Origin of the sequence: Streptomyces sp. Tu6071 (assembly GCF_000213055.1) — a bacterium.
Taxonomy (GTDB): Bacteria; Actinomycetota; Actinomycetes; order Streptomycetales; family Streptomycetaceae; genus Streptomyces; species Streptomyces evansiae.
This window is the reverse complement of sequence record NZ_CM001165.1, coordinates 688605-709638: the sequence shown is the minus strand read 5'-3', so window position 1 is coordinate 709638 and position 21034 is coordinate 688605. Positions and strand designations below refer to the sequence as shown.

Below are 21034 nucleotides of genomic sequence, written 5' to 3'. Positions count from 1 at the left end.
CTGCCGGTACGCCGTGGGGCGGGCCCGGTGGTGCCTCGTCGGGCGCGGCTGCTGGTACGCCCTCGGGCGTCGCGGTCCGTACGCCCTCGTCCGCCGTCGTGCGCGCGGACGCCGGTACGTCGCCGTTCGCCCTCATGCGAGCGGGCGCGGCGCGTAGGCGAACGCGGCGGCCGGGACGGGCACGCCGTAGGTGCGGGCCTGGTGGGCGCGCGTGAGCACCGCCGCGCCTTCGAGGAGGTTGAGCGCGATCTGGGTCACGGACCGGTGCGCGGGATCGGCCAGGAAGGTGCCGGCCACCCACCGGTTGAAGGCGCCCGTCGCGGGCCCGCACCAGATCTGGTAGTCGGCGCGGCGCGCGGGGTCCCCCGCGATCGCCCACTTGCTGGAACTCCCCAGATACCAGCGGAAGACGAGCGCCATACGGTGCTTGGGCTCCGCCCGCGCGCGGGTGAGCTGGGCCGGGTCGCGGACCTCCCAGAAGGCTCGCGTACGGTCCCAGACCTCGTCGAGGGAGGCGCCGAGGACGTCCCGTTCGAGCGCCGCCCGCAGGGGCGCGGGAAGCGATTCCAGCCCGTCGTGCTCCTGGTAGGCGCGGTACAGGCGGTCCGCTCGGCGCGCGAACATCGTTCCCCGGGACAGCACTTGGAGGCGGACGCCCCACTCGAACATGTCGGCGGCCGGTGCCATGGTGACGTCGGCGACGTCCGCCGCGCGGAGCATCGCCTTCGCCTCGTCGGACAGCCCCGCCTCGGTGGCGGTCTGGTGCGCGGAGCCCACGACCACGTACGAGGCCCCGAGCGCGAACGCCGAGGCCACCGCGTCCGGCGTGCCCAGCCCGCCCGCCGCGCCGATCCCGATCGCCTGGCGGTAGCCGAGGTGCCCGGCGATCTCGTCGCGGAGCCGGGCGATGCGCGGCAGCAGGGCCGCGAGGGGCCGGTTGTCGGTGTGCCCGGCGCTGTCGGCCTCCACCGTGAGGTCATCGGCCACCGGCACGCGACCGGCCAACTCCGCTTCTTCGGCTGTCAGTTCGCCTTGGGAGACGAGTGCGCGCAGGAGCGGCGGGGGAGCGGGGGAGAGGAAGGCGCGGGCCACCTCGGGGCGGGAGACCTTCGCCAGCAGCTTGCGCGCGCGCAGCACCCGCCCCTCGGCGTCCCTGCGCAGCCCCCGCGCGGAGCACAGCACGACGGCGGGGGTCAGCTCCATGTACGCCGAGGCCGAGACGCGCGGCACGCGATGGCGCAGCAGCAGCTTCGCGACCTCGCACTCCAGCGCGGGCTCGGCCGGTGTGTGCAGCAGGTTGACGCCCCAGTTGTCCCGGTCCGGCAGCTCCGCCGTCAGCGCGCGCACCGCTCGCTCGACCTCGTCCGCCCGCAGGCCGCCCGCGCCGAAGAAGCCGAGCATCTCGGCCCGTGCCATCGCGGTGACCATCGCCGTGGTGGCGATGCCGTTGGCCATCTCGCCCGCCACGTAGGGGAAGCGCACGCCGTGCGCCTCGCAGAAGGTCCGTCCGCCGAGCCACTCGGGGTACAGCGGAGGCAGGGTGCCGAGCGTCACGGTGCCGGGTGGCGGCTCCGGGGCGAGCCCCCTTTCGCGGCCGTCCGGGCCCGTGACGACGTGCGCGGGTTCCCGGACGCGCTGGGCGCAGGCGGTGATGCCCTCCGGCGAGAAGGCCGAGGCGGTGGGGGAGTGGGGGTCGGTACCGGCGAGGACGGACAAGGGCGGGCTCCCAGCGCGCTGGTGACGTGGTGTTCCGTGGACGGGTCCGGGGACGGGCGTTCCCGGACCGCTCGTTGCCGGGCGGGACAGGAGGGCCGGGGCGCGCGTCAGCCCCGCACCGGCCGGCCGCGGAGCAGCCCCGCGCACAGGTAGTCGAGATCCACCCGGTACCCGGAGGGCCGGGCCCCGAAGAGGGTCCGTACGCGGGTGTCGTCGAAGCGGCGGCGGTGGCGGAGGTAGGAGGTGAAGCCCGGGTAGAAGTCCATCAGGGCCTCCAGCGGTGTCGCGTCCCCGGGCCGCTCGGGGACGACGTCGAGGTCCAGCGGCACGAGCCGTTCCAGGAGCGCGACGATGGCCGGGACGGGGACGTCGTGGTGGTGGACGACGTGGTACGTGGCGACGCCGCCCGAAGTGGCGAATCCTGGCCCGGTGACCTCCGGGGTGGTGACCTCCGGGGTGGTGGGTCCCGGGGTGGTGGTGATTCCCGGGTTGGTGGCCCCCCGGGTGGAGACCTCCGGCGCGGGGTCCCTCGCCGCGTGGTGCTCGGAGAGCCGCACCATGACGTCGGCCGCCTCCTCCACCGGCATGAGGTTCAGGTGGCCGTACGGGTGCCCCACCATCCGCATCCGCGCCCGGTCCGCGCCCGGGACGTCCTGGTGACCGGTGGTGCGCAGCGAGTCCCGCAGGATCTGCTCGATGACCTGCAAAGGGTGCGTGGGCAGCTCTGGGTCCGGCGGCAGGTCGGTGACCAGGATGCTCGGCCGCAGCACGAGGACGGGGCGGCCGTGCGTCCGCGACCAGTCCCGTACCAGCCTCTCCGCCTCGAACTTGGAGCGCTCGTAGGCGTTCTCGAAGCCGTGGGAGCCGCTCAGCTCGTCCTCGTACGCGACCCCTTCCCGCCGCGCCCCCGCCACGAAGGCCGTGCTGACGTGGTGGACGAGGGGGGCGTGCCGTCCGGCGGCGGCCAGGTCGAGAACGTGCCGGGTGCCCTCCACGTTGGTGCGGCGCAGGTGTGCCAGGTCGCCCTCGAGGTTGATGCTGCCCGCGCTGTGCCAGATCGTGCCGAGGCTGTCGGCGAGTTCGCGGAAGGCGGACCGCGACAGCCCCAGGCGCGGCTCCTCCAGAGAGGTCTCCACCACGCGCAGGCGGCCGGGGAGCGCCCGGATCAGCTCCTCCGGGGCGCCCGACAGCGCGAAGAACCTGGTGATGCGGGAGAGGGCGTCGCCCGAGCCCGCGTGGGTCAGGACCGTCAACGAGGGGTGAGTGGTGAGGAGTCGGCGCAACAGCCGGAGTCCGAGGAATCCGGTCGCGCCGGTCAGGGCGACATGCACGGCCTGGACCCCCAGGGGCTCCGAAGCGGAAGTGGCGAGGAGAACCGTCGCAGATGACGACGAGGGGAGCGGAGCCCTCGTCCCGCAACTCACCCGAACGACGTAGCGCGAGGTGGAGGAGGTGACGAACAGCCGTTCTCGCGAGCGGCTCAACAGGCCGTCCGGGAAGGTGCGATGGCGCCCGCCCGGCCCGCCTCCCCCGCTCCACCCTTTCGAGTGAACCCCGCCGGCGGGGTGCGGCACCCTCGTGGAGGGCGCGCACAGGGGCTGACGTGGGCGCGAGGGAAGCGCGGGCCCGTCACCTTACCGATGGTCACAGCGGCCGGGGGCCGCGCGCACGGGTTCCGGCGCGACAACTGCCGGATATAACCCAGGAGGTACGCACCGGGCCGGTGCGCCGGGCGCACCGGCCCCATCGGACGGTTGCCCGCATCCCCCGGGAGCGCGCGGGCCGACGAGAACGGGAACGTCCATGCCCACGTCCACCACCTCCGTCCCGGCCCTCCGCCACCCCGCCCACTCCGTGGACCGCGCCTTCCTCGACCTGGAGCGCACCCGCCCCGACGTGCGCTGGGACTCCGGCGGCGTCGCCTACCTGAGCGGCCCCCCACCGACCCTCGACGAACTGCGCGCCTACGTGAGCCTCTGCCTGCCTCGGCTCCCGCTCTTCACGAGCCGCGTGGAGGGCGGGGCGCGGCGTTCCCGCTGGGTGACCGACGCGGACTTCACGGTCGAACGGCACGTCCACGAGGCCGTCGCCGAGGGCCCGGACCAGGAGGAACACGCCCTGGACACGGCACTCAACGCGCCCTTCCCCGCCGGGGCGCGCTGGGGGATCTGGCTCGTCCACGGGCACGCGCCCGACGCATACGCCATCTGCTACCGCTTCCAGCACGCCTGCCAGGACGGCTCCGCCGCCGCGCTCGCCTTCCGCACGCTGCTGAGCGGCGGAGAACCCTCCGCCCGCCCCGTGCCCCGGCAGCGCACCGGCAGCGGAGCGCCGCCCCGGGTCGCGCGCGCGGCGGGCCTCGCCGCGCGCGCCGCGCTCACGGCGTTCACCACCCGTCGCCGCGGACCGGTCCTCCCGTACACGCCGACGGGCGACAGGCGGCTGTGGCGGGGCCGCGTCCCCCTGGACACCCTGCGGCGGATCGGCGACGCGCGTGGCGGCTCCGCGCACGACGCCCACCTCGCGGCGCTGGCCGGAGCGTTGTCCGCCTGGTCGACGAGGACGGGCGTACCGCTGCCGCGCGTCTCGGCACTGGTGCCCCTCGACGCCCGGCGCGGGGAGGAGGAACAGACCTGGGGCAACCGCTGCTTCGCCCTGCCGCTCCGCCTCCCCGTGCGCGCCCCCGCGCCCGCGGCCGGGGGCCGCGAGGAGCGGGACGTAGCGCTGTGGCGCCTGCGGCGGGTCACCGAGACGACCGCGCGGCTGCGGACCGAGCCGTGGCGGCAGGCCGTGCAGGACGTGGTGCGGTTCATGCCCGACCGCCCGACCGCCTGGTACATGCGCGGGATCTTCTCCTCGCGCGTCACCGACATCCTGGCCACCTCGATGCCCCTCGCCGAGGAAGGTGCCCTCGGCGGCACCACGGTGACGGGCACCGCTCTCCTCCCGCTCCTCCTGCCCGGACACCTCTTCGGCGTCGGCCTCTCGCTCTTCGGCACCTGGGCGGACGTGTCCTTCGTGACCGACCGCGCGCTGCCGGGAGCGGAGAGCCTGCCCGGGCTGTGGGAAGAGGCCGTCGCGGAACTCGACGCGGCCACCACCCCCGCGGACACCGCATGAGGTGGACGCACCAGGGCGGGCGCGGGCGCGGCGGCCTCCTGGAAACCGCCGGCCGGTCAAAAGGCTCGGTCCGGCCGGAGGACATCGGTCGGCCGGAAACCGCCGGCCCGTTGGAACCCGCCGCCTCGTCCGAACGTGCCGCCCCGCCGGAAACCGCTGGCCCGGCCGAAGCCGCCTTGTCTGAACCCCCCGCTCCGCCCGAAGCCGTCTCGCCCGAACCCCCCGCGCTGCCCGAACCCCCCGCGCTGCCCGAACCCCCCGCTCCGCCCGAACCCGCCGCCCCGCCGGAAAGCCGCGACGGCCCGCCCGGAGCCGGGGCCCTGCTGAAGGTCGGCAGCCTGCACCACTCCTACCGGCGGCGCCGCGTCCTGCGCGGAATCGACTTCGCCCTGCGCCCCGGCGTGCTCGCCGGGATCGTGGGCGAGAACGGCGCGGGGAAGTCGACCCTCCTGAAGGCGCTCTCCGGCGAGCTGCGACCCGATCGCGGCACGGTCGGGCGCCGGGGCAGCCTCGGCTACTGCCCGCAGACCGTCGTCCTCGACGACGCCTTCACGGTCCGCCAGCACCTCGATCTCTTCCGCGCCGCCTTCCGTCTCCCGGACCTGCGCCGGGCCCACGAGGTGCTGGAGACATTGGCCTTCACCGAGTACCTCGACGAGCGCGCGGGCCTGCTCAGCGGCGGCTCCCGGCAGAAACTGAACCTGACCCTGGCACTCATGCACGACCCGGACGTCCTCCTCCTCGACGAGCCCTACCAGGGCTTCGACTGGGAGACCTACCTGCGCTTCTGGGAACTCGCGGGCGCGCTGCGCGACGCCGGGCGCTCCGTGCTCGTCGTCTCGCACCTGGCCTACGACGCGGGCAGGCTCGACGAGTTGTGGCGCCTGCGCGAGGGCAGGCTGACCCGCCAGGACCCGCGTGCGGGGGAGGTGACGTGAGCGGACACCTCTCGCTGTTCGCCACCGCCACCCGGTACGCGCTCACCGGCCACGCCCGCAACCGCTTCGCCATGCTGCTCGTGGCCCTCTACATCCCCACCTGGATCACCCTCGCCTACGTCACCATCCCCGACCGCCCGGCGCCCTTCCGGCTCCGCGCCACGGGGCAGGTCCTCTCGCCCGCGGGCAACCACCTGACGCAGATCACCGGGGCGCTCAACGCCGTCACCCTGATCGCCGGGTTCATGATGTTCGCCGCCACGTTCACGGGCGGCGCCTTCGACCGGCGCCTGGCGATGGCGGGCTACCCCCGCTTCCACCTCGTGCTCGCCAAACTCTCCGCGCTGACCCTGGTCTGCGCCGCGATCTCCGGCTACGCGACGGCTGTCACGGGCCTGGCCTGGTCCCCCCGGCAGCCCCTCCTCCTCACCGCCGCGCTCTTCTGGGCCGCCCTGACGTACGGCGCGCTCGGCGTGGTCTTCGGATCGGTCCTCCGGCACGAGGTGGAGGGGATGTTCGCCATCCTCATGATCAGCATCCTCGACGTCGCCCTCCAGAACCCGCTGTCCAGCTCGGGTTCCGACAGCACCCTCGTACGCTTCCTGCCGTCGTACGGGGCGGTGCAGGCGGGCATGGCCGCCGCCTTCTCGACCGACTCCTCCCTCCAGGGGCTGGGCATCCAGATCCTGTGGTGCGCGGCGGCCGTGTCCTGCGCCTTCCTCGTCTTCCGCCGACGCACCCGCGACGCGCTCCCCGCCCGCCGCGCACCCCGCCGCCCCGCACCCGACGGCGCCCCGGCCACCCCCGCCCCCGCCCGCCCCTGACCGCTCACGCGGGCGACCGGCGCACGCCCGACCGGTCCCGCACCAACCGGCGCACACATCTCACCGGTCCCCATCCCGACCGGCGAACGTCCCGGCCGCGCACCGTCGCGCCCGGCCGGGGCACCACCACCCCTCCCCAAGGAGCACACCGCCATGGCCCTTCGCCGCCCCCTCCGCCGCACCCTTCTCGCCGCCGCCGTCCTCTCCGCCTCCGTGCTCACCACCCCCTCCGCGCACGCCGCCCCCCTGCCGCCCGCCTGCCAGGACGCCCTCCTGAAGACGCTCGACAAGTTCCCCGTCACGTACTTCACCGTGCCCGAGAAGGCGAAGACCGCGCTGTTCGACGAGGTCGGGGCGCTGAGCGAGGCGGACCAGGAAGCGTTCACCCAGCCCGCCTGCACGGCGTGGAACAACTGGGCCACCGCGAACGGGCAGGCGGTGGCGACGGACCTGGACAACCGCTACCAGAAGGCCGGGGGAGGGGCGTGCGTCAAGTTCGCCGCCTCCTCCGTCGGCACGCTCAAGAAGTTCGCGCCGCAGATCCCCGAGAAGACGCGCGGACTGGAGAAGGTGGCCAAGAAGGTGTGGAAGAACGCCATGCGGAAGCTCTCCACCGAGGCCACGAACGCCGACTGCCGCAAGGCGTACGACGGCGCGAAGGCGGGCTGGTAGCCCCGGGGTTGTACGGGGCGGGGCGGGGCCCTCACCGCGCGGCGAGGGCCCCGCCGCTGCTCAGCGCGAGGAACGGGCCGCCCGTCGTCCCCGCCGGGGCGCGCGGAGGCGTGAACACCGCGCCGACTGCCTCCGCGCGACCCCGTCGGGCACTGCCCGCGCCCCCGGTCGCCGGGCCAGACTCGGCCGGCGCCGCTTCGTGGCGCACGGGCTTCGGGAGGGTGCTTTGGCCGAGGTGTCACAGGCGACCGGGGAGGGCGTGCCGCAGGCGCGGACGGGGGAGCCGGACCCCGCTCCCACCCCGCTCATGCGGTACGTGGATCTCAGCGGCAGCAAGGAGGCCGCCGGACGCACGATCCGGATGCGGGACATGGCTCGTCGGCTGCCCGTGCTCGTACGGCGCTCGCTCGCGCTCGCGTGGCGCGTCGACCGGCGCGCGACGGTGGGACTGCTCGTGTGCCAGGCCGGGGCCGGGGTGATGCAGGCGCTGGGCCTCGTGGCCATCAGCGGGACGCTGACCGCGCTGCTCACCGGCGGGGACGTGTACGAGCGGCTGCTCGACGCGTGGCCGTCCGTCGCGCTGCTCGCCGCCGCCGCGGGGGTACGGGCCCTGCTCGGCATCACCGTGGTGTGGCTCTCCTCGCGGCTCGGGCCGCTCATGTCGCGCGAGGCCGAGCAGATGCTCCTCGCGGCGTGCGCGGAGGTCGAGCTGGCCGCGTACGACGACCCCGCCTTCAACCGCGACCGGGAGGCGGCCGACCGGGGCGCGCAGGTGACCGGTGAGCTGATCGACGAGGGCCAGGACCTCATCGCCTCGGCGGCCTCCTTCGTCGCGGGGGCCGTCGTGCTCGCCGGGGTGCACCTGGCGCTCCTGCCGCTGCTCGTCCTCGCGAGCCTGCCGCAGGCGCTCGCCCAGGTGAGCGCCGCGCGTGTGCGCTACCTCGCCAACATGCGCAACAACGGCGACATGCGCCTGCTCTCGGTGCTGCGCTGGCACATCTACACGCGGTACGCGGCCGACCAGATCAGGGCCGGGACCATGTCCGGCTTCCTGAGCGGCCGTTACCGGCAGACGGTCCTGCGGATCAACCGCGAGGACCGGGCCGCCGCCGACAAGGGCGCGCGCATGTCGCTCGTGGGCGCGGTGTGCGGCGGCGCGGGCTCGGCGCTCGTGTGGGGCGCGGTCGTGGTGCTCCTCGCGACCGGGCGGATCAGCGTGGGGCACGCGGGCACCGCGGTCTTCGCGCTCCAGACCTCGGGCCAGTCCGTGCGCGGCCTCGTCGCGATCGGCGCGCGCGCCATGCGCACCGGGCTCTACATGGACGACTGGCGCGACTTCCTGGACCTCGCGGGCGGCCACCGCATGCGGCGCGGCGAGCGGGACCCGAGGGCGCCCGAGGCCATCGAGGTACGAGGCGTGACGCACCGGTACGCGGGCAAGGACACCGACGCGCTGACCGACGTGTCGCTGACGCTGCGGCGCGGCGAGGTCACGGCCCTCGTCGGCTACAACGGCTCGGGCAAGTCGACGCTCTCGAAGCTCGTGAGCGGCCTCTACCTGCCGACCGGCGGCGAGATCCTGTGGGACGGGGAGCCGACGACGGGCGCCGATCCGCAGGCGCTGTGGCGGCGCGTCGCGCTCGTACCGCAAGACTACGCGCAGTGGCCGCTGACCGTGCGCGAGAACGTCACGCTCGGGCAGCCGTCGCCGCGCGGGGACGCGGCCGTGCGCGAGGCGTGCGAGGCGGCGGGGGCCGACGAGGTCGTGGCGGGGCTCGGCGCGGGGCTCGACACGCTGCTCGCGCGCGAGTGGCTCGGGGGAGAGGAGCTGAGCGGCGGACAGTGGCAGCGGATCGCGCTCGCGCGGGCCTTCTTCCGCGAGGCGGGACTCCTCGTGCTCGACGAACCCACGGCGAACCTCGACCCGCGCGCCGAGTACCGGATCTTCCAGCGGCTGCGCGGGCTCGCGCGGGAGCGCGTGGTGCTCCTCGTGACGCACCGCATCACGAACGTGGCCGTGGCGGACCGGATCGTGGTGCTCGACGAGGGGCGGATCGTGCAGGAGGGCACGTACGAGGAACTCTCGCGGCGTCCGGGCCAGTTCCGTGACCTGCTCGCCTATCAGGTGACGGCCCGTCCGCCGGAGGCGGCGGGGGAGGAGGGGGCGCGCTGAGGGGATTGCCGGGGTTCCGGGCCGGGGATACCCTGGGTGACCCCGTACGGGGGTGCGACGCGGCTCCTCGGGGACGCGGGGGAGATCAGGGGGACCCGTCATGGCCACGATCGGAATCCTGCTCGGAACGATGGTGCTCCTCGCCGTCGCGCTCGTCGTCAAGGTGCTGTGGCGCCCCTACTCCAGGACGGAGCACGCCGAGGGCCTGCGCCTGGAGGAGAAGGCCCGCCGCGAGGTGCGGGCCAACCGCTCCCAGTACGGCTCCCACTTCGTGCACAACGCGATCGTCCCGCCCAGGAGCGACCGCAGGCCCTGAAACACAGGTCGCCCCCGCTCCGGCGGTGAGCGACCCCTTGACACGAATGCTGTAGCAAATACGGTACTGCCCATGGGACAGCTACCTCACCTCGCCGCTTCCGAGACGCTGGGCGACCAGGCTTACGCCGCGATCCGTGACGCGATCGTCTCCGGGGACCTCGTGCGCGGGCAGAAGGTGACGGAGCGGGGGCTCGCCGAATCGCTCGACATCAGCGCGACGCCCGTACGGGAGGCCCTGCGGCGCCTGGAGCAGGACCGCCTCGTCGAGCGGACGGGGCCGCGCTCCGTGCGGATCGCGAAGTTCGCGGCCGAGGAGTTGCGGGAGTTCACCCTGATCGGGGATTCGCTCCGCGCGCTCGCGGCCCGGCTCGCGGCCGAGAAGTCGACGGCCGCCGAACGGCGGGCCATGCGCGCGGCGCTCGACGGGGCGGACGCGCTGCTCGCCCGCGCCGCCGGGATCGAGGCGGGCGGTGAGGAGGAGCGGGCGGCGATCGAGGAGATCCTGGAGCGCATGCGCGCCTTCCACGCGCTCGTCGACCGCGCGAGCGGCAACGCGACGCTGCTGCACATGCTCGACATGGTCGACGCCTTCGGCACCGACGAGCGGCGCGGCGCCGTCCTCTCCGAGATCGGCGGGGACCGCCGCGCCGCCGTCGAGGAGCGCTACCAGCAGCACCGCGCGATCTACGAGGCGATCGCCTCCGGTGACGGCGACCTGGCCGCCGCACTGATGGGAGCCCACAGCCGTGCGGCGGGCGACTCCCTGATCGCGGGCCGCTTCCCCGCCTGAGCCGGGCGGGGCGGGACCGGCCACGCGGCCCCCGGGCCTCTTCGTTCCGGGGGTCCCTCCCCGGGCCCTACGCACCCCCGCCCCACGCATTCGCATGAAGCTATAGCAAACAGCAAGCGGGCTTGCTATGGCATATGGCAAAGGAGCCGCCATGCCGCACCACGCACCCCCTGAAAACCTGTCCCGCACCCCGCTCCGGCCCGCGCGGATGCGCCCGGACACCGTCCTGTGGGTCACGCTCGCCGTCTTCGCGCAGGAGTCCGTCTGGAACTTCTACGACGCCCAAGTGCCCGCCCAGTTGCGGCAATACCTCACCTCGGCGGGCCTCATCGGCCTGATCATGGGCCTGGACAACGTGCTCGGCGTCCTGATCCAGCCGTGGACGGGCTTCCTGTCCGACCGGCGCGCGCGGCAGGGGCGGAGCCGCTGGGGGATCATCCTCGCGGGCGCCGCGCTCGCCTCCGTCCCGTTCGCGCTGATCCCCTGGGCGGGCGGCCTGCCCGCGCTGATGCTGTGCGTCATCGCCTTCGCCGCCACGGCCAACGCGTTCAAGGGCGTCACGGAGACCCTGGTCTCGGACTACGTGTCCCCCGTGCACAGGGGCCGGGCCCAGGGCTTCGTGAAGGCGGGCGTCGGCCTCACCATCGTCGTCTCCTCGCTCATCAGCCTGCTCGTCGTCGACCGCGGCATCGGACTCGCCTTCGCGATACCGCCCGCGCTGCTGCTCGTCCTCCTCCTCACCTCCTGGACCTTCCTGCGCCACCGCCCGACCGGCGGCGGCGCGAGCGACGTGACGACCGGGCCGGAAGGCGACGAGGGCCGGCGCACGGGACCGGACGGGCCCGCGCTCACGCCGCCGGACGGAGCCGCCGGTACGGGACCGGACGGGGCCGCGCGCACGGGTCGCGCACACGGCGCCATCACCGGGCGCGACGAGGGCGCCGTCCTGGCCTCGCCGTGGGCCGTCGTCAGGGACCTCGTACGCGACCCGTCCCGCGCCAGGGTCCTGCTCATGCTCGGCATCTTCTGCTTCGCCGGCATGTGGTCCGCGCTGCGCACGCTCCTGACCCCGTACGGCACCGAGACGCTCGGCCTCTCGCGGGGTGCGGCGGGCGGGCTCGCCCTGCCGGGCGCGATCGTCTTCCTCGTCTGCGTCATCCCGCTCGCCTACCTCTCCTCGCGCCTCGGGCAGATGCGCGCGATCCGCCACGGCGTGGCGCTGTTCGTCGCCGGGCTGCTCGTCGGTGCCGCCGTGCCCACCGTGCCCGGCACGGTCACCGCTCTCGTCCTCGCCTCGGCCGGGTACGCGACCTTCGCCGTCAACGCCCTCGTCGTGCTCTGGGACCTGGCCCCGAGCCGCCACGTCGTGGGGACGTACACGGGTCTGTACACGGTCGCCTCCTCAGCGGGGGCCACGCTCGGGCCCGCGCTGCTCGGCCTCGTCGTCGACGCCACGGGCTGGCGGTTCATGTTCCTCGACGGCCCGGCCTTCGCGGCCGTCACGTACCTCGTCTTCACCCTCCTCGCCCGCCGCGTCACACCCGCCCGGACCTGAGCACGCCGCACCCCTTCGCGGACCCCGGCCCACCACGCAAGGAACCACTCATGGAACTCCGTATCCTCGCCCCCACCGGTGCCCTCGGCGCCGGTTTCGACGCCGACGCGTTCCGGCGCGGGGTCGCCGCCCGTCCGCACGTCATCGCCTGCGACGCGGGATCGACCGACTCGGGCCCCGCCGCGCTCGGTTCGGGCACGCCGAAGCTCTCCGACCAGGCCGTCGCCCGGGACCTGCGCCTCCTGCTGCGGGCCCGCGCCGAGCTGGGCGTCCCGCTCGTCATCGGCTCGTGCGGCACGAGCGGACGCGACGACGGCGTGGACCGCGTCGCCCGTCTCGTACGGGAGATCGCGACGGCCGACGACCTGCGTCTCACCCTCGGCCTGGTCTACTCCGACCAGCCCGCGGCCCGCCTGGAAGCCCTCCACGACGCGGGCCGGATCAGCCCCCTGCTCCACGCCCCCGAGATCGACAGGGACGTCTTCGCGCGGAGCCACACCGTCGCGATGATGGGCGTCGAGCCGATCCAGGAGGCCCTCCGCTCCGGCTGCGACGTCGTCCTCGCCGGGCGCGCGAGCGACACCGCGCTCTTCGCCGCGCTCCCGCACATGGAGGGCGCGGAACCCGGGCTGACCTGGCACATGGCCAAGACCATCGAGTGCGGGGCCGCCTGCGCCGTACCGCCCTCCGCGAACGGCCTCCTCGTCCACCTGCGCGACGACCACTTCGACGTCACCACCCTCGCCGAGGGCAGCCGCCTCACGCCCCGCTCCGTCGCCGCCCACACGCTCTACGAGAACGCCGACCCGTTCCGCGTCGCCGAGCCCTCGGGCACGCTCGACACCACCGACGCCACCTACGAGGCGGTCGACGAGCGGACCGTACGGGTGCGCGGGGCCCGCTTCGTACCGGCGGACGGCTACACGAACAAACTGGAGGGCGCCGCACTCGTCGGCCACCAGACCGTCATCGTCGGCGGCGTGCGCGACCGGGTCGTCATCAAGCACCTGCCCGCCCTCGTGCCGTACGCCCGGAAGTACTTCGCGGACAAGATCCTCGACGTCTTCGGCGGCACCGTCGACCCCGCCGACGTGGACATCGACTTCCGTCTCTACGGCGCCGGAGCGGTCCTCGCCGTGCCCGAGCCCGAGCCCGAGCCCGAGCCCGGCCCGGCGCGTGAACTCGGCGTCCTCATCACCGTGACCGCCCCCTCGCAGGAGACCGCGCACGCCGTCGCGACCTTCGTCGCGCACGCGAGCAGCCACCTCCCGATCCCCGAGTACGACGGCCTCGTCTCGACGCTCGCCTACCCCTTCTCGCCCCCCGAGACGGACCGCGGCCCGCTGTACCGCTTCACCCTCCACCACGTCGTCACCGGCGTCACCCCCACCGAACTCTTCCGCACCGTCACCGAGGAGATCTGAGCATGGCGACCCTGCTGGACCTCTGCTCCCTCGTCCGCTCCAAGAACGCGGGCCCCTTCACCCTCACCTTCGACTTCATGTGTCATGACGAGGCGGCCTACGCGGCCCTCACCGCGAGCGGCTTCCTCACGAAGGACCTCTTCTCGCGCCTCTACGGGGCCGATCCGGCGCGCATCCTCCTCGTGCACCACCCGCGCGCCCTCGCCGTCAAGGTCTCGCTGCCCCGCCCGGAGATCCAGGGCGCCCTGCGGGACGCCGACTGCTACGCGGGCCAGCAGTACGCGCCGCTCATGGACCTCGCCTTCGAAGCGGCACCCGCGATGACCCCCGCCACCTCCCGCCCCGTCGCGACGGAGCCCGCCTCATGACCTCCCCACGTCCCCTGTCACCCTGGGACTTCCCCCCGGGCCACCCCGGCACCGCGCTCCTGACCGGCGCGACCCCGCAGTTCGCCCTCTCCACCGACCCGCGCTTCTCCTTCTGCCTCCAGGTCCCCCGCTGGCACACCCCCGACGGCCCCCCGCGCGCGCTCGTGGTCGCCGTCCACGGCACCGGGCGCCGCTCCCAGGCCCTGCGCGACGCCTTCGCCGACTTCGCCGAGCGGCACGACTGCGTGGTCCTCGCACCGCTCTTCCCGGCCGGGATCGACGGGCCCGACGACGTGGACGGTTACAAGCTGCTCTCGCCCTCCGGGTACCGGGCGGACGCACTGCTCCTCGCGATGGTCGAGGAGGCGGCGGCCCGCTGGCACATCCGTACCGACCGCTTCCACCTGCACGGCTTCTCGGGCGGCGGCCAGTTCGCCCACCGCTTCGCCTGCCTGCACCCCGGCCGCCTCGCCTCGCTCTCGGTCGGCGCCCCCGGCCGCGTGACCCCCTTCGACCCGGCCACGCCGTGGCCCCGGGGCACCGCCGACGCGAAGCGGCTCTTCGGGTACGAGGCCGATCCCGCCCGGCTGCGGGAGGTGCCCGTCCAGTTCGTCATCGGCGCCGACGACACCCGTACCGAGGAACTGGCGCCCGGCGACGAGGCCCCCACGGTCCACCGCCTCGCCCGTCTCCGCGCGCTGCGCGCCAACTGGCACGACCACGGGATCGCCTCGCGGCTCGACACGGTCCCCGGCACCGGGCACGACCACTTCGCCGTGCTCCCGGCCGTGCGGGACTTCCTCGCGGAGTGCGTGGACGATCGCGGGGGTAGACGGCAAGGACGGTGCTCCACCGGCCCGTGAACCGAGCGGGCGGGGGGACACCCGCAGCACCCCGTCCCCCTCCCTGTCCACCCCCCGGACCGCCCCATGTTCCGATACGCCGCCGACTGGTGGCCCGCCCTGCGCCGTACTCCGCTCAGCCTGTGGAACGACGACGTCACCGACGACGCCGCCGCGCTCACCTACTACGCGATGCTCGCCCTGCTGCCCGCCCTGCTCGTCACCGTCGTCGCCTCCGCCCTCCTCGGGCCCGACACGGCACGCACCCTGATCGCCTATCTGACGGACTACGCTCCCGGGCAGGCGGGCCCGCAGTTGCACGACCTGCTCACCCGGATGCTCACCGAGAACGCCACGGCGTGGCCGCTCATCGCCACCGGCGTCTTCAGCGCCTTCTGGTCCGCGTGCAGCTACCTCGCGGTCTTCCGGCGCTCCCTGCACCGGATGCACCGCACGACGGACGCCCGCACCCCGGTGAAGCGCGCCCACCGCATCGTGCTCACGGCCCTCGCCCTGCTCGGCCTGCTCGTGCTCACCGCGCTGCTGCTCGTGCTGAGCAACCCCGTCGTGGACGCGATCGGCCGCGCGCTGCACCTGGACGAAGGGGTCGCGCTCGCCTGGCGGGTGCTGCGCTGGCCCGCCCTGCTCTGCCTCGTCTCGGGGCTGGCCTGGGTCGCCTTCAGCAACGGCCCGCGCATCGCCCGGCGCCGCCGCTACAGCCTGCCCGGCGGCGTACTCGCCACCGTCCTGTGGCTCCTCGCCACCGCCGGCTTCACCCTCTACACGAGTCTCATCGGCACCTACAGTGCCCTGTACGGCTCGCTCGCCGGGATAGTCGTCTTCCTCATCTGGCTCTGGCTCTCCAACCTCGCCCTGCTCGCGGGCGCCCAGTTCGCGGCCGAACTCGGCAAGGCGGACAGGGCGGAGGCCGAGGCGGAGGCGGGGGACGGGGCTCGAAAGGAAAGTGAGCTTAGGCTAACCTAAGGCCATGGCGAAGAATCCCCGGCTGATGCCGAAGAACCCGGCCCTGTACCGCGGTGAGGTGCTCCGCAGCGCCCGCCTCACCCCGTCCATGCAGCGCGTGACGGTGACAGGTCCCCAGTTCGCGGACTTCCCCTACCTCGGCCACGACCACTGGTTCCGCCTCTTCGTACGCCTCGCCCACCAGCCGCGGTTCGAACTGCCCGAACTCTCGGGTCAGCGCTGGTGGGAGCCGTACTTCGCGATTCCCGACGAGGTCCGCCCGCACTGCGCCAACTACACCGTCGCGGGCTTCCGCCCCGAGACCGGCGAGCTGGACATCGACTTCGTCGTGCACTGCGGCACCGGCGGCGAACCCGAGGGCGCGGCGGCGATCTGGGCCTGCGCGGTCCGGCCCGGCGACCCCGTCGCGCTCTACGACCAGGGTGCCATCTTCGACCGTCCCGAGGACGCGAGCGAGGTGCACCTCGTCGCCGACGAGAGCGGACTGCCCGCCGTCGCCGGCATCCTGCGCTCGCTGCCCGCGCACACGACGGGCCGCGCCCTCGTCGAGGTCCCGCTCGCCGCCGACCGCAGGGACCTCGAAGCGCCCGCGGGCATGGAGATCGTCTGGGTGGTCCGCGACGACGTCCACGCCGTCCCCGGCGAAGCCGTCCTCGCCGAGCTGCGCCGCCGCACCGCCTTCGCCCCGACCGGCTACGCGTACGTCGTCGGCGAGTCCCGCCTCGCCACCGAGGGCCGCCGCCACCTCGTCGCCTCCGGCCTCCCGAAGGACCGCATCACCTTCTCCGGCTACTGGAAGCACGAGCGCGGCAAGGTCCCGGCGGCGGTCTGACGGGGCCCCACCCGCAGCGGTACGAGCCGGCGCGAGCGGGCCGGGACGCGGTCCCGCCGCGCCGGGCGAGCGGCCCGGGACGCGAGTCCGCCCCCGGTCAGCCCACGCCCCGCTCCCACGCCGCCACGTATCGCCGCGCCGCCGTCTCGGGGTCGGCCGCCGCGCAGATCCCCGAGACGATCGCCGCGCCGGCCGCGCCCGCGCGCCGCAGCGCGGGCAGGTCGGCGGGGACCACGCCGCCGATCGCGACCGCCGGGGGGAGACCGGCCGGGGCGAGCAGGCGCGCGAAGCCCTCGATCCCGAGCGCGGGCGGCGCGTCCGCCTTGGTGGTCGTCGCGTGCAGCGCGCCGACCCCGACGTGGTCCACCCGCGCGGCGGCGGCCTCCGCCAGCTCCCCGGGCGTCGCCGCGCTCAGACCGAGCAGCGCGTCCGCGCCGACCAGGTCCCGTACCGCCGCGACCGGCAGGTCCGACTGGCCCACGTGGACCCCGTGCACGCGCGCCCCGGCGGCGCGGGCCGCGAGGTAGACGTCGACGCGGTCGTTGACGAGGAGCGTCACGTGCGCGGGCAGCACGTCCGCCACCGCGCGCACCTGCTCCAGGAACGCCCGCCCGCCCGCGTCCTTCTCCCGTACCTGCACCGCCGTGACCCCGCCCGCGACGGCGGCGGCGACCGTCTCCGGGACGGTCCGCCCCCGTGCCGCGCACTGCGCCGTGTCGGTCACCAGGTACACCGACAGATCGGGCCTCACGACAGCGCCGCCCGCGCGACGAGGTCCGCGTCCCCCACGGCGGCGAGCGCGTCCACGAAACGGACCGCGAAGGTCCCCGGACCCGGGCGGCCCTCCGCCGCCAGCTCGGCGGCGACCGTGTACGTCGTCACCGCCGCCACGGCCGCGTCGAACACGTCCTCGGTGACCGCCGCGAAGGCCGCCATCACCGCGCCGAGCGCGCAGCCGCCGCCCGTCACCTTCGTGAGCAGCGCGTCCCCGTTCGCGATCCGCACCGTCCGCGCCCCGTCCGTCACGAGGTCCACGGGCCCCGAGACCGCGACGACCGCGCCACTCGTCCGGGCCAGCCCGCGCGCCGCCTCCGCCGCCTGCTCGACCTTCTCGGCCGCGTCCACGCCGCGCCCGCCCGCACCGGCCCCGGCGAGCGCCAGGATCTCCGAGGCGTTGCCCCGTACGACCGCGGGTCCGAGCGCGAGCAGGGCGTGCGCGAGTGGCGTACGCACCGGGAGCGCGCCGATCGCGACCGGGTCGAGCACCCACGGCGTGCCCGCCTCGCGCGCGGCCGTCGCCGCCTCCGTCATCGCGGCGCGCTGCTCGGCGTGGGGCGTGCCGAGGTTGACGAGGACGCCGCCCGCGACCCGCGCGAAGGCGTCCGCCTCCCCGGGGACGTCGACCATCGCGGGCGAGGCCCCGAGCGCGAGCAGCGCGTTCGCGGTGAAGTTCGTGACGACCGTGTTGGTCAGGCACTGCACGAGCGGCTCGGCGCCGCGCACCCGCGCGAGCGCGGCACGGGTGGCTTCCAGGGGCTCAGTGGTCATGGCAGGACTCCCAGGGGTGGTACGGGGATCACGCGGCCTCGCGGCCGGCGCGCAGCCGCAGCGGGGCGTAGACGAGCAGCGCCACCACGAAGGCGACGTAGTACGCGAGGTCCGCGCCGTGCAGCGCGTCGGCGACCGGGCCCGCGTACAGCGAGGTGTTCATGAAGGGCACGGCGGCGGCGAAACCGACGAGGAACGCGAGGGGCGCGGGCCACCACGGCACGGGCCGCGCGCTCTCGACGCCGAGGTCGAGCCCCGTACCCGTACGGGCCCTCGCCCCGGCCCGCGCGCGCCAGTCCACGACGACGACGGCGACGAACCCCGGAATCCAGTAGCCCACGAAGAGCAGCACGTTCTGGAAGCGCGCGGTCGTGTCGGCGGCGTGCATCCACAGCACGAGCGGGAAGCCGAGCGCCGCCGCGCCCGCCGCGGCGAGTGGGCGCGGGACGCGCACGCCGACCGTCTGGAGCGCGAGCGAGCCGCTGTAGTCGTTCATCGCGTTGCTGCACAGCGCGGCGAGCGCGACGGCGAGCAGCCCGAAGGCGCCGAGCCAGCCCCCGCCGAGCAGCTTCTCGACGCCGCCCGCCGTCTGGTCGGTGAAGACCGAGGCGCCCCACAGACCGAGCGTCTGCACGACGACGAAGGACAGGCTCACACCGAGCAGCGTGTACCAGAACATCCGCGTCCGCGAGGTCTTCGTCGGCAGATAGCGGCTGAAGTCGCTCGCGTACGGGGCCCAGGACAGCGACAGGCTCAGCGCGACCGTGCTGGTCAGCATGATCGCGCCGAAGCGGTCCATGCCGTGCGCGCTGCCCGAGGCCGCCGGGCTCACGCCGTCGAGCATCTTCACGGCGAGGATCACGAAGGCCACCGCGAGGACGAACGACATGAGCTTCTGGAGCCGGTGGATCGCCTCGTAACCGAGCGCCCCCACGAGGCCCTGCCCGGCCATCATCACGAGCACCCCGAGCCAGAACGGCCAGTCGAACAGCCGCGCGAGCGCGTCCCCGCCGAAGAGGCCGATGAGCGCGTCCCACGCGACCGACGAGAGCCACTGGAGGACCCCCGGCAGCACGACGGCGGGCCCGAAGGCGAGCCGCGAGAGCGGGAGCTGACCGGCCCCGGTCCCGCTGCCCCACGTACCGAGGTACGCGACGGGCACCGCCCCGAGGAGCGTGCCCGCGACGACCGCCGCGAGCGCGGTCGCGAAGTCGAGACCGAGGACGATGCCGAGGGTCCCCGTGAAGACCCCCGTCATGGTGAGGTTCGGCGCGAACCACACCGTGAAGAGCCTGCCCGGACCGCCGTAGCGCCGGTCGTCGGGCACGGGCGCGATGCCGCGCGCCTCGACGCGCAGATCGCCGGGGGCCTCGGGCATCCGGCCGCCGAAGACACGGGAGGCCGGGTCCGAGCGCTGAAGGGCCGTGCCCTCCGGGGCGTGACCGGGGGCATGCGGCAATGACATGGAAGACATCCCTCCGCCAGTACGAGCTGGTTCAGGTTCGACGGGTGTGATCTCAGCCCCTGGCGGGGCACCCCGTGTCCGGTGATGCCGCCAGCGTAACGCCTGGTCGCGCGGCGCCGCGAAGGACCTTCGCGCCCCCGGATCGCGGAAGCACGGCCTCCGTGCGCCGGGGCGCCCCGTATGCGCTCTCCTGCGACCTTTCCGCCGGCGGCAAAGTGGATAGGCCCGGCCCCGGGGCCCGCCGTTCGGGCCTCCCGCGTCCCACTCCACTTCACGAGGAGCTGCCGCATGCCCGCCAGCGCAACGCAGAGCGGGGGCGCGGGCTTACCCGCGGCCCACAGCGCACCCCCCACCCTCGGCGCCGAGGAGGAGTTCCTGCTGGTCGACGCCGAGACCCTGGTCCCGGTCGACGCCGCCGAACGGGTGCTCGACGTGCACCACAGGCTCCACCCCAAGGGAGCGGTGACGGTCCCGCAGCGCGAACTGCTCAGCAGCATGATCGAGACCACGAGCCCGGTGTGCGCGGGCCTGCCCGAGCTGCGGGCCGAGGTCTCCGCCGCGCGCGAGCGCCTCGTCGAGGCGGCGGGAAAGGCCGGCTGCCGTGTCCTCGCCCACGGCACGGCGGCACGCCAGGCCCCGCCCCGCACCCCGACGGAGGCTCCGCACTACCGCGACGTCGCCGGGCTCTACCGCCTCCTCGCCCAGGGCACCGAGACCTGCGGCTGCCACATCCACGTCGGCGTCCCCGACCGCGAGGCCGCGGTGCACGCCCTCGACCACGTCCGCCCCTGGCTGCCCGTGCTCCTCGCCCTCTCGGCGAACTCCCCCTACGAACACGGCGTCGACACCGGCTTCGCGAGCTGGCGCACCATGGTCCTCTCGCGCTGGCCCACCACGCAGATCCCGCCGTACTTCACGGACGCGGCCGACTACGACGCGACGCACCGCAGGCTCTTCGCGACCGGTGTCCTCCCTGAACGCGCCCGCAACGCCTACTGGCTCGCCCGCCCGTCCGCGCACGTCCCGACGCTGGAGGTGCGCGTCGCCGATGTCATGCCGACCGTGCGCGAGGTCGCCGCGCAGGCAGGGCTCACGCGCGCGCTCGTCGTCACGGCGCTGCGCGAGCGCGCGGCGGGCCGCGTCCCGGCGCCGGTCCCGGCGCACGACGTCGCCGCCGCGCTGTGGACCGCGGCGCGGTACGGGCTCGGCGGCTCGCTCGTCCACCCGGAGAGCGGCACGGCCGTACCGGCGGGCGAAGCGGTCGCGGCCCTGCTCGCCCACGTCGGCGAGGCGCTCGCGGACCTCGGGGACGAGGAGGAGGTCAATGCGGTGGTCCGGGACCTCCTCCACCGGGGCGAACCGGCCCGGCGGCAGCGGGCGGCGGCGCGGGGGCAGGCGCCGGGGGACGTGGGGGAGTGGGGAGTGGTGGGCTGACGGACGCCCGGCACAGAGGGGAAACCCCCTT

19 protein-coding genes and 1 riboswitch are annotated in these 21034 nt (G+C 74.6%); of the genes, 14 read left to right on the top strand and 5 right to left on the bottom strand.

The annotated features are described in order from the left end of the window. Positions 1-132 precede the first annotated feature (132 nt). Both STTU_RS02960 and STTU_RS02955 read right to left on the bottom strand, forming a co-directional pair. Positions 133-1716: a PfaD family polyunsaturated fatty acid/polyketide biosynthesis protein gene (locus STTU_RS02960; RefSeq protein WP_007819689.1), complete on the bottom strand. Its 1584-nt coding sequence runs from the start codon at positions 1714-1716 to the stop codon at positions 133-135. A 107-nt stretch (positions 1717-1823) separates the two neighbouring features. Next, positions 1824-3047 (bottom strand): SDR family oxidoreductase, encoded by a 1224-nt coding sequence (locus tag STTU_RS02955; RefSeq protein ID WP_043253915.1) that lies wholly within the window; start codon positions 3045-3047, stop codon positions 1824-1826. A gap of 472 nt (positions 3048-3519) precedes the next feature. On the opposite strand from STTU_RS02955, the gene STTU_RS02950 reads away from it, so the two are divergent. From STTU_RS02950 to STTU_RS02890, 13 genes are all read left to right on the top strand, one after another. Further along, positions 3520-4836 (top strand): wax ester/triacylglycerol synthase domain-containing protein, encoded by a 1317-nt coding sequence (locus tag STTU_RS02950; RefSeq protein WP_007819683.1) that lies wholly within the window; start codon positions 3520-3522, stop codon positions 4834-4836. 338 nt (positions 4837-5174) lie between these two features. Continuing rightward, the gene (locus STTU_RS02945; protein ID WP_420713569.1) at positions 5175-5774 is read left to right on the top strand and encodes an ATP-binding cassette domain-containing protein; all 600 of its coding nucleotides are present in this window, start codon (positions 5175-5177) and stop codon (positions 5772-5774) included. Next, complete coding sequence (locus STTU_RS02940) at positions 5771-6598, top strand: hypothetical protein (protein WP_043253913.1); 828 nt, start codon at positions 5771-5773, stop codon at positions 6596-6598. The genes STTU_RS02945 and STTU_RS02940 overlap by 4 nt, the downstream gene beginning before the upstream one ends. Before the next feature lie 153 nt (positions 6599-6751). After that, positions 6752-7270 (top strand): hypothetical protein, encoded by a 519-nt coding sequence (locus STTU_RS02935; RefSeq protein ID WP_007819676.1) that lies wholly within the window; start codon positions 6752-6754, stop codon positions 7268-7270. Between the two features lie 307 nt (positions 7271-7577). After that, on the top strand, positions 7578-9443 hold the full coding sequence (locus STTU_RS02930) for an ABC transporter ATP-binding protein (protein WP_043257012.1): 1866 nt from the start codon (positions 7578-7580) through the stop codon (positions 9441-9443). Between the two features lie 100 nt (positions 9444-9543). Next, on the top strand, positions 9544-9759 hold the full coding sequence (locus tag STTU_RS02925) for a hypothetical protein (RefSeq protein ID WP_007819671.1): 216 nt from the start codon (positions 9544-9546) through the stop codon (positions 9757-9759). A gap of 72 nt (positions 9760-9831) precedes the next feature. Then, positions 9832-10551, top strand: coding sequence for a GntR family transcriptional regulator (locus STTU_RS02920; protein WP_007819669.1), 720 nt, complete (start codon positions 9832-9834; stop codon positions 10549-10551). 151 nt (positions 10552-10702) lie between these two features. Continuing rightward, entirely contained in the window at positions 10703-12106 is a 1404-nt protein-coding gene (locus STTU_RS02915) for an MFS transporter (RefSeq protein WP_063894596.1), read from the top strand. A 50-nt stretch (positions 12107-12156) separates the two neighbouring features. Continuing rightward, positions 12157-13530 carry an acyclic terpene utilization AtuA family protein gene (locus STTU_RS02910; RefSeq protein ID WP_007819666.1) on the top strand — a complete coding sequence of 458 codons (1374 nt, stop codon included), beginning with the start codon at positions 12157-12159 and terminating at the stop codon, positions 13528-13530. Between the two features lie 2 nt (positions 13531-13532). Further along, positions 13533-13898 (top strand): DUF4387 domain-containing protein, encoded by a 366-nt coding sequence (locus STTU_RS02905; RefSeq protein ID WP_007819665.1) that lies wholly within the window; start codon positions 13533-13535, stop codon positions 13896-13898. Continuing rightward, positions 13895-14761, top strand: coding sequence for a poly(aspartic acid) hydrolase (locus tag STTU_RS02900; RefSeq protein ID WP_043253911.1), 867 nt, complete (start codon positions 13895-13897; stop codon positions 14759-14761). The genes STTU_RS02905 and STTU_RS02900 overlap by 4 nt, the downstream gene beginning before the upstream one ends. Before the next feature lie 66 nt (positions 14762-14827). Then, positions 14828-15724, top strand: a complete 897-nt coding sequence (locus STTU_RS02895) for a YihY/virulence factor BrkB family protein (protein WP_007819662.1) — start codon at positions 14828-14830, stop codon at positions 15722-15724. 4 nt (positions 15725-15728) lie between these two features. Further along, positions 15729-16556: a siderophore-interacting protein gene (locus tag STTU_RS02890; RefSeq protein WP_007819661.1), complete on the top strand. Its 828-nt coding sequence runs from the start codon at positions 15729-15731 to the stop codon at positions 16554-16556. 97 nt (positions 16557-16653) lie between these two features. Here the strand turns inward: STTU_RS02890 and thiE are convergent, their stop codons facing one another. The 3 genes from thiE to STTU_RS02875 form a co-directional block, all read right to left on the bottom strand. Then, positions 16654-17307 carry a thiamine phosphate synthase gene (gene thiE, locus STTU_RS02885; RefSeq protein ID WP_043253909.1) on the bottom strand — a complete coding sequence of 218 codons (654 nt, stop codon included), beginning with the start codon at positions 17305-17307 and terminating at the stop codon, positions 16654-16656. Continuing rightward, positions 17304-18104, bottom strand: a complete 801-nt coding sequence (gene thiM / locus STTU_RS02880; protein ID WP_007819659.1) for a hydroxyethylthiazole kinase — start codon at positions 18102-18104, stop codon at positions 17304-17306. The genes thiE and thiM overlap by 4 nt, the downstream gene beginning before the upstream one ends. A gap of 28 nt (positions 18105-18132) precedes the next feature. After that, positions 18133-19569: a purine-cytosine permease family protein gene (locus STTU_RS02875; protein WP_420713542.1), complete on the bottom strand. Its 1437-nt coding sequence runs from the start codon at positions 19567-19569 to the stop codon at positions 18133-18135. Beyond that, positions 19561-19654, bottom strand: a riboswitch (TPP riboswitch). It overlaps the preceding gene by 9 nt. Positions 19655-19857: 203 nt before the next feature. Here STTU_RS02875 and STTU_RS02870 point away from each other — a divergent pair. After that, a complete protein-coding gene (locus tag STTU_RS02870) occupies positions 19858-21003 on the top strand; it encodes a carboxylate-amine ligase (protein WP_007819657.1) in 1146 nt (381 codons plus the stop codon). Positions 21004-21034: the final 31 nt, after the last annotated feature.

What these genes read in the sequence shown, in the direction of transcription:
- STTU_RS02925 (WP_007819671.1), top strand. Translation starts at nt 9,544, where the DNA reads ATGGCCACGATCGGAATCCTGCTCGGAACGATGGTGCTCCTCGCCGTC.
- STTU_RS02870 (WP_007819657.1), top strand. Translation starts at nt 19,858, where the DNA reads ATGCCCGCCAGCGCAACGCAGAGCGGGGGCGCGGGCTTACCCGCGGCC.
- STTU_RS02900 (WP_043253911.1), top strand. Translation starts at nt 13,895, where the DNA reads ATGACCTCCCCACGTCCCCTGTCACCCTGGGACTTCCCCCCGGGCCAC.
- STTU_RS02910 (WP_007819666.1), top strand. Translation starts at nt 12,157, where the DNA reads ATGGAACTCCGTATCCTCGCCCCCACCGGTGCCCTCGGCGCCGGTTTC.
- STTU_RS02950 (WP_007819683.1), top strand. Translation starts at nt 3,520, where the DNA reads ATGCCCACGTCCACCACCTCCGTCCCGGCCCTCCGCCACCCCGCCCAC.
- STTU_RS02915 (WP_063894596.1), top strand. Translation starts at nt 10,703, where the DNA reads ATGCCGCACCACGCACCCCCTGAAAACCTGTCCCGCACCCCGCTCCGG.
- STTU_RS02935 (WP_007819676.1), top strand. Translation starts at nt 6,752, where the DNA reads ATGGCCCTTCGCCGCCCCCTCCGCCGCACCCTTCTCGCCGCCGCCGTC.
- thiM (WP_007819659.1), bottom strand. Translation starts at nt 18,104, where the DNA reads ATGACCACTGAGCCCCTGGAAGCCACCCGTGCCGCGCTCGCGCGGGTG.
- STTU_RS02890 (WP_007819661.1), top strand. Translation starts at nt 15,729, where the DNA reads ATGGCGAAGAATCCCCGGCTGATGCCGAAGAACCCGGCCCTGTACCGC.
- STTU_RS02905 (WP_007819665.1), top strand. Translation starts at nt 13,533, where the DNA reads ATGGCGACCCTGCTGGACCTCTGCTCCCTCGTCCGCTCCAAGAACGCG.
- STTU_RS02920 (WP_007819669.1), top strand. Translation starts at nt 9,832, where the DNA reads ATGGGACAGCTACCTCACCTCGCCGCTTCCGAGACGCTGGGCGACCAG.
- STTU_RS02930 (WP_043257012.1), top strand. Translation starts at nt 7,578, where the DNA reads ATGCGGTACGTGGATCTCAGCGGCAGCAAGGAGGCCGCCGGACGCACG.
- STTU_RS02875 (WP_420713542.1), bottom strand. Translation starts at nt 19,569, where the DNA reads ATGTCATTGCCGCATGCCCCCGGTCACGCCCCGGAGGGCACGGCCCTT.
- STTU_RS02895 (WP_007819662.1), top strand. Translation starts at nt 14,828, where the DNA reads ATGTTCCGATACGCCGCCGACTGGTGGCCCGCCCTGCGCCGTACTCCG.